General features: G+C 72.5%; 8 protein-coding genes. All 8 read left to right on the forward strand.

The features are described from left to right. Positions 1-386: 386 nt before the first annotated feature. Positions 387-779 carry a cell division protein SepF gene (locus tag AC3EQ1_RS14700; RefSeq protein WP_432094753.1) on the forward strand — a complete coding sequence of 131 codons (393 nt, stop codon included), beginning with the start codon at positions 387-389 and terminating at the stop codon, positions 777-779. Between the two features lie 85 nt (positions 780-864). Then, complete coding sequence (locus AC3EQ1_RS14705) at positions 865-2,004, forward strand: AAA family ATPase (RefSeq protein WP_432094754.1); 1,140 nt, start codon at positions 865-867, stop codon at positions 2,002-2,004. A 344-nt stretch (positions 2,005-2,348) separates the two neighbouring features. After that, the gene (locus AC3EQ1_RS14710; protein ID WP_432094755.1) at positions 2,349-2,768 is read left to right on the forward strand and encodes a nucleotide pyrophosphohydrolase; all 420 of its coding nucleotides are present in this window, start codon (positions 2,349-2,351) and stop codon (positions 2,766-2,768) included. A gap of 165 nt (positions 2,769-2,933) precedes the next feature. Next, on the forward strand, positions 2,934-3,410 hold the full coding sequence (locus tag AC3EQ1_RS14715; protein ID WP_432094756.1) for a DUF6099 family protein: 477 nt from the start codon (positions 2,934-2,936) through the stop codon (positions 3,408-3,410). Between the two features lie 224 nt (positions 3,411-3,634). Next, positions 3,635-4,558 (forward strand): LLM class F420-dependent oxidoreductase, encoded by a 924-nt coding sequence (locus AC3EQ1_RS14720; protein WP_432094757.1) that lies wholly within the window; start codon positions 3,635-3,637, stop codon positions 4,556-4,558. A gap of 452 nt (positions 4,559-5,010) precedes the next feature. Next, entirely contained in the window at positions 5,011-5,898 is an 888-nt protein-coding gene (gene mmuM, locus AC3EQ1_RS14725) for a homocysteine S-methyltransferase (RefSeq protein WP_432094758.1), read from the forward strand. 211 nt (positions 5,899-6,109) lie between these two features. Further along, complete coding sequence (locus AC3EQ1_RS14730) at positions 6,110-6,493, forward strand: hypothetical protein (protein ID WP_432094759.1); 384 nt, start codon at positions 6,110-6,112, stop codon at positions 6,491-6,493. A 251-nt stretch (positions 6,494-6,744) separates the two neighbouring features. Next, positions 6,745-7,801, forward strand: a 1,057-nt coding sequence (locus AC3EQ1_RS14735) for a 3' terminal RNA ribose 2'-O-methyltransferase Hen1 (RefSeq protein WP_432094760.1), incomplete at its 3' end; no start/stop codon positions are given.

The raw sequence follows: 7,801 nt of genomic DNA on the forward strand, positions 1-7,801 counted from the left end.
CCCACTCTCCGGCCTGTGCGTACCGCCCGGCGCCGGGCCCGCGTCCGCCCCCCGCACGGCACGCCCGCACGGCACGCCCGCGCGGCACGGCCGGGCCACTCCGGAGCACTCCGGGGCACTCCGGGCCGCTCCGGACCAAGGCCGGATTCGGGGCCCCGGGGCACGAACGGTGTTCCCATGGTGTTCAATTGGCGCTTCGTCAGAACATTCCGTCGTGGCCGGCCCCATCCTGAACGCGCCGACGTGGCCGATGAGTCACCGTCCACCGGAATGGTCCTCGTCACACCGATGGCGCGCGGCATGTGTCGCTCCGCCCGATCCCGGTGCGACGGTCATTAGGCTGGCAGGATGCCGATATCCAGCCAGCTCACCCACGGGGAGGTCCGGTGAACCGGCGTGACGTCACCGATGCGCAGTGGGAGGGGCTCGCCGAAGTCGTTCCGCTGCGTGGCAGCGACGCCTGGCCGACCTGGCCGGGGCACCGCACGCTTCCCGCCGACGGCGGCGGCCGGGACCCGCGCCGCTTCGTGGTGATCCGGGTACAGGTCTTCGCCGACGCCCGCGAGGTGGCGGAGTACCTCATGGGGAGCACCCCGATCCTCCTCGACCTGTCCGGCACGGAGCCCGATGTCGCCAAGCGGATCCTCGACTTCGCGAGCGGAGTGGCCTTCGGCCTCAACGCCAAGATGCACCGGGTCGACACCAATGTCTTCCTGCTCACCCCGGCCGGGACCGAGGTGGAGCAGCCGCGGCTCGGGGAGGCCGCGGCGCTGGACTGACCGGCGACTCATCGGTTAACTCGATCGTAGGAAGGCCGTCCCGGCGGAACGGTTCGCCGGAACGGCCGCTGCATACCGTCCCGTCATGGATCCCACCCGCCCCGTCGGGGCCGACGACCGCCCGGCCCTGTCCGAACTGCGGCTCTCCTCCTTCAAGTCCCACCGCCGGGCCGTCCTCCCGCTGAGCCCGTTCACCGTCTTCGCCGGGCCGAGCGGCAGCGGCAAGACCAGTGCCCTCCAGGCGTACACGGCACTGGCCCGGCTGGGCGGCGGCGAGCAGGTCGGGAAGGCGTTCCCGGACGCGTCGGGCTGTGTGCCCGAGCGCGCCCGGCCGGACCCGCAGGGGCGGCGCGGATTCCGGATCGGCTGCACGGTCGACGGGCCGGTCGGATCGGTACGGCTCGACGTCGCCGTCCAGGCCGAGCCGGAGCTGCGGGTGGTCGGCGAGCGGCTGACCGGCGACGGGCAGATCCTGCTCTCCACGGCGCTCCGCGACCCCGCGCGCCGTACCGTCCAGGCGGCCTGGCACACGGCCGGTTCGGTGCCGGTGACCCGGGCGCCGCTGCCGGACGACCGGCTGGCCACCGCGCTGCTGCCGTTACGGGTGGCGGGGAAGACGGCCGGACAGCGGCTGGTGCTGGCCGCCGCCGAACAGGTCGTGGTGGCGCTGCGCTCGGTCTTCGTCTGTGACCCGCGGCCGGAGCGGATGCGGGTGCCCGTCCCCCTCGGGGCGGGGCGGCTGCACGGCGGCTGCGCCAACCTGGCCGAGGTGCTGCTGCGGACCCGCGAGGAGTGCGGCACCCGGCACGCCGCACTGATCGCCGCGAGCCGGGCGGGCTGTGCGGGAGCGGTGGAGGATCTGGCGGCCCAGGAGCTCGCCGACGGCACGGTCCGGGCCGTCCTCGACCGGGGAGCGCTCGGCATCACGCCGGTCGGGCGGCTCGGCGACGGCGAACTGCGCTATCTGGCCCTGGCCCTGGTGCTGTTGACCGGTCCCGGGGTGCTGGAGATGGAACCGGTGGCCGAGGTCCTGCCCGCCCTGCAGGCCATGACGGTGCTCGCCGACGGCTTCGACCGCTGTCTCGACCGGCGGCAGGTGCGTGAACTGCTCTCGCTGGCGGTCCGGATGGGGGAGCGCGGCCATGTACGGCTGGTGGGGGCGGTGCAGGACCGGGCGCCCGCCGAGGGGGTGGCCGGGGTGTCGGTGGTAGACCTGGGGGTGTGAACCAGACATCCGACCCCGACTCCGGGCCCGGCCCCAACTCCGTTCCCCACTCCGGCTCCGACGCTTTCTCCGCCTCCGACACCCGTTCCGGCTCCGGCTCCGGTGCAGACATCGGCCCCGGCACTGACACCGGCTCCGATTCGGGCTCCAGCTCCGGTTCCGGCTCCGGTTCCGGCGGCGATTCCGGCTCCGATTCGGGCTCCGATTCGGGCTCCGGCTCCAGCGTCGATTCCGGCTCCGGTTCCGGTTCCGGCGGCGATTTCGGTTCCCGTTCCGGGACGGGCTCCGGATCCGCTGATGCGGCCGGCTCGGCCGGCTCGGTCGGGTCCGCTGCGGGCTCCCCGGTGCCGGCTGAGGGGGCGCCCGGCTCCGGCGGCGCGCTCACCCTCCCGGCACTGCAGCGGCGGCTCGCCGACTTCGCGGCGGCGCGCGACTGGCAGCCGTTCCACACACCGAAGAATCTCTCGACGGCGCTGAGCGTCGAGGCGTCGGAGCTGGTGGAGATCTTCCAGTGGCTCACGCCGGAGGAGTCGGCCCGGGTGATGGAGGACCCGGAGTCGGCCCACCGGGTGACCGACGAGGTCGCCGATGTACTCGCGTACCTGCTCCAGTTCTGCGAGGTGCTCGGGATCGACGCCCTCACGGCGCTCGCCGCGAAGATCGACCGGAACGAACACCGCTTCCCGGCGCCGTCCGGGTCATCAGGGGCAGCGGGGGCATCCGGGCCGTCCGCGTCGCCCGGGCCGTCCGGCGAGGGAGCCTGATCGTCACTCTTCGGAGTGGCGGGGATATCAACACGGGAACAGTTGTCCACAAATTTCGGAATCCCCCTGGCTTTTCGGCCCGTTCGGTATCACTCTGGGTAGTGGTGAGGTGACGTTCGGCCGATGGCCGTGCGAAGCGGGGCACGGGGCGAAGGGGACGGGCGGATGGATGCGGTTCGGTTGATCGGTGCCACCCGGCATGCCCTGGCGCAGTCGCGGGCGGCCGAGGAGATTGTTGCCGAGGCATGGCAGGCGCAGGCCCTGGCGCATGCCGTGGGAAGCCATCTGGCGCTCCACGGGCCGCCGGAGCTCAGGTCCAGGGCGCACGGCCTGAGTGAATCCGGCGGCCGGGCGTGCGGTGCGCTCCGGCTTCCCGGGCAGCGGGAGGGCAGTGTGCGGGCGGCGCAGCTGTCCGGCCTGAAGGACCCGCGGAGCGTGCTCCTGGCGCTGGGCGCGCTGCTGGGGGAAGTGGGCATAGCGCTTGTGGGTGTGGCCTGCTCGGCGGACGAGGAGGCGCTCTACTGGCAGTGCATAGAGGCGATAGACGCCACCGACGAGGCGGGCGACCGCGTACGCGGGCTGCTGCGGCAGCTGACGGAACGAGAGCGCTGGCAGGCGGACCCGGCGGCGGAGCCGTCGTGAGCCGGCCGAGCCGTCCGGCGCGGGGTCGTGTATGCCGTGAGCCGGTCCGGGCGTGAACGGCAACGCTCACGCACCGCATGTCCGGAGCCGGGCATACCCGTGCGGGGGTGGCCGGTCGTGGCCGTGCGGTCAGCGTGAGGCGGTGGCGGAGACAGCCGCTGCGCGGGTGGGTGCGGCGCCATGGAGCGAGGGAACGGGCAGGGAGGAACAGGCAGGATGGATGCATGGATCTTCGCATCTTCACCGAGCCCCAGCAGGGCGCGAGCTACGACACCTTGCTCACCGTCGCCAAGGCCACGGAGGACCTCGGATTCGACGCCTTCTTCCGGTCGGATCACTATCTCCATATGGGCGACGTCGACGGTCTCCCCGGGCCCACCGATGCCTGGATCACCCTGGCGGGGCTGGCGCGCGAGACCCGGCGGATCCGACTGGGCACTCTGATGACCGCGGCCACCTTCCGGCTGCCCGGTGTGCTGGCCGTCCAGGTGGCTCAGGTGGACCGGATGTCCGGTGGACGGGTCGAGCTGGGCCTCGGGGCCGGCTGGTTCGAGGCCGAGCACCAGGCGTACGGCATTCCCTTCCCCCAGGAGAAGTTCGCCCGGCTGGAGGAGCAGCTGGCGATCGTCACCGGTCTCTGGCGGACGGAGGTGGGCAGCCGGTTCGACTACGACGGGAAGCACTACCGGATCGAGAACTCCCCGGCACTGCCGAAGCCCGCCCAGTCGAAGGTTCCGGTGCTGATCGGCGGACACGGCGCGACCCGCACACCGCGGCTGGCCGCCCGCTACGCCGACGAGTTCAACATCCCCTTTGCCTCCGTCGCGGACACCGAGCGACAGTTCGGCCGGGTGCGGGCAGCGGCGGAGGAGGCCGGCCGCAAGGGGGACGACCTGGTGTACTCGAACGCGCTGGTGGTGTGCGTCGGCCGGAACGACGCCGACGTCGCACGACGGGCAGCCGCCATCGGACGGGAGGTGGACGAGCTCAAGGAGAACGGTCTCGCGGGATCCCCTGCCGAGGTCGTGGAGAAGATCGGCCGCTACGGGGAGACCGGCTCCTCCCGGATCTACCTGCAGCTGCTGGATCTGCAAGACCTCGACCACCTGGAACTCATCGCTTCCGAAGTGCAGTCCCAGCTCGACTGAGCCGCTGCCCACGACCTCGGAACCTCACATCTCTGCTGACCACAACCCCAGAGCCACACCACTCCGCTGTCTACTCCCCGTGGCCTGTTGTCTGCGGAGTCGTGAGCCCCTCTCGAGTTCCGCTCCTTGGCGGGCGCGGTCGGCTCCGGACTTCGGACCGGTGGGAGCCTGGACTGAGGGAGCTGTAGCTGCCTGAGCTGTGGGGCGCAGGAGCCCGAGCCGCGGGGCAGCCCAGGAACCGGATGGCTGTGGCGCGCGGTGTCAGCCGCCGCCGCCGGCAGTCGCAGGAGCCGTAGGAGGAGCTTGTCGTGATGTCCGCTTCCGACGGACCCGGCGATGGACCCGGGGACGGACCCGGGGGCGGACCCGGGGACGGACCCGGACCTGCACCCCGACCCGCGTCCGCTTCCACACCGGCGCCCGGGGGCGGTGGCGGGGCCGGCGGTGGGAGCGTGGCCGCGGCCCTGGCCCAGGGGGCCGTGGTGCTCGACGGCGGTCTGTCGAATCAGCTCGCGGACCAGGGGTGCGATCTGTCGGACGCACTCTGGTCGGCGCGGCTGCTCGCGGATGCGCCCGAGCAGATCGAGGCCGCTCACGCCGCGTACGTACGGGCGGGCGCGCGGATGCTCATCACCGCGAGCTACCAGGCGACGTACGAGGGGTTCGCCCGGCGGGGCATCGGTCGCGCGCAGACCACGGCGCTGCTGCGGCGCAGCGTCGAACTGGCCCGTCGTGCGGCGGGGGACAGGGCGGACGTGTGGGTCGCGGCCTCCGTGGGGCCGTACGGCGCGATGCTCGCGGACGGCAGTGAGTACCGCGGACGGTACGGGCTGAGCGTCCGGGAGCTGGAGCGCTTCCACCGGCCGCGGATCGAGGCGCTCTGTGCCGCCGGGCCGGATGTGCTCGCCCTGGAGACCGTGCCCGACATGGATGAGGCCGAGGCGCTGCTCCGGGCGGCCGAGGGCACCGGAGTGCCGGTCTGGCTGTCGTACACCGCGGCCGGTGACGCCACCCGCGCCGGGCAGCCTCTGGACCGGGCCCTCGCGCTGGCGGCCGATTCGGGCCAGGTACTGGCCGTCGGGGTCAACTGCTGTGATCCGGCCGACGCGGACCGCGCCGTGGGCCTCGCGGCGGAGGTGAGCGGGAAGCCGGTCGTCGTCTACCCGAACAGTGGCGAGACCTGGGACGCGGAGCGGCGCGGCTGGCGGGGCGGTGTCACGTTCGACCCGGCCGGGGCCGTGGCGTGGCAGTCGGCGGGTGCCCGGCTGATCGGAGGGTGCTGCCGGGTGGGGCCGGACCGGATCGCCGCCGTCGCCCGTCGGCTGGATGCCGTGCGGTGAGGGCCACCGCGGCCGACGCCCCGGGCCTCCGCGCGGCTCGGCGCTGTGGGCCGCCCCGCCCGCAGCTCGACGAAGAGGGCACCGGCCCTGCCCGCGTCGGAAGGGGGCGCCGCGGAGGGAACTCCGCGCATGCGGTGCCTGCGGACCGCAACGTCCAGCGGATCCACCAGGGCCTGTCCGGCGGACCTTTGAGCAGTATGGTCATAGCCTCATGAAGGCGCTGATACTGCTGTCCGCTGCGTTTGTCGTTTTCGTCCTGCCGACTTCCCTGGTCTGGCTGCTGGGGCGGCGAGCGCGGGTCGCCCGCTGGATGCTGGTCGTGTTCCTGCTGGCCGGGTGGCTGACCGTGTGTGTCGGCTGGGTCCTCTCGCAGCGCGCGCAGCCGTCCCTTTTTCCCGATACGTCACCCTGCCGCGGCGCGCGTGCCACTCCAGTCTCGCGGTATTTCCCGCCCGACTCGTTCTGCCTCCACGCGGACGGGGAGTTGCGGACGGTCAATGGGCCGACCGCCAAGCTCGTGTTCTGGACCGCCGCCAACACCACCTTGGCGATAACGATTGCCGCGGCCTTTGTGCGGCGTCGTCAACAAGCTTGATCGTCAACGAGCTTGATCGTGAGCGAGCTTGATCGTGGTCGTCTCGCCAAGAGCTCGCCGGGCCTCGACCGCCCCGGTCATCGGGTGGCCGAGTCGCACCGAGGTGATCCGGTTGCCGTACTCACGACTGCGCAGAGGGCACCGCAGCCCGACGCTGGACGAAAGGGATAGGGGCACCCCCGGGCGGCAGGTGCACCACCCCGGACAAAATGCGTGGTGGGAGGAGAACTCGGCCGACCATACTCGGACATGTGTTTCTGACGATCAGTACGACCGGTACGCCGGAGCGGCCCGCGACGGACCTCGGGTTCCTGCTGCACAAGCATCCCGACGTGGTGCAGGTGTTCTCCACCGCTCAGGGCAGGGCTCATGTCTTCTACCCCGAGGCGACCGCCGAGCAGTGCACCGCCGCGCTGCTGCTGGAGGTCGATCCGGTCGCGCTGGTCCGCCGCGGCAGGGGCAAGGGACGTGGTGGCGCGCCCGACGCGGCGCTGGCGCAGTATGTCAACGACCGTCCCTACGCGGCCTCTTCGCTGCTGGCGGTGGCTCTCGGCAATGTCTTCTCCAGCGCGGTCAGGGGCCGCTGCCAGGCCCGCCCGGACCTCGCCGGCCGGCGCATTCCGCTGCGTGTCGACGTGCCCGCGCTGCCCGCTCACGGCGGGCCGGACCTGGTGCGACGGCTGTTCGCGCCGCTCGGCTGGCGGGTCACCGCCGATTCGGTGCCGCTGGACGACACCTTTCCCGAGTGGGGCGACTCCCGCTATGTACGGCTGGTGCTGGACGGCGAGTTCCGTCTCGCCGACGCGCTGCGCCATCTGTATGTGCTGCTGCCGGTGCTCGACGACGCCAAGCACTACTGGGTCTCGGCCGACGAGGTGGACAAGCTGCTGCGGTCCGGTGAGGGCTGGCTGGAGGACCACCCCGAGCAGCGGCTGATCACCAGTCGCTACCTCGCCCGCCGCGGGGCGCTCACCCGGGACGCCATGGCCCGGCTCGAACTGGCCCGGCTCGCCGAGGCCGACGACGCCCGCCCGGAGGAGCTCGACAACGCCGTGGACGAGAGCGCCGACACCGAGGAGAAGCCCGTACCGCTGGCCGTCCGTCGGCGCGAGGCCGTCCTGGACGTACTCCGGGCCGCCGGCGCCGCCCGGGTACTCGATCTCGGCTGCGGCCAGGGGCAGTTGGTCGGAACCCTGCTCAAGGAGCGGCAGTTCACCGAGATCGTCGGGGTCGACGTCTCGATGCGGGCCCTGCACGAGGCGCGCCGGCGGCTGCGGCTGGACCGCATGGCCGAGCGGCAGGCGGACC

The sequence above is a fragment of the Streptomyces sp. bgisy100 genome, from assembly GCF_057709105.1.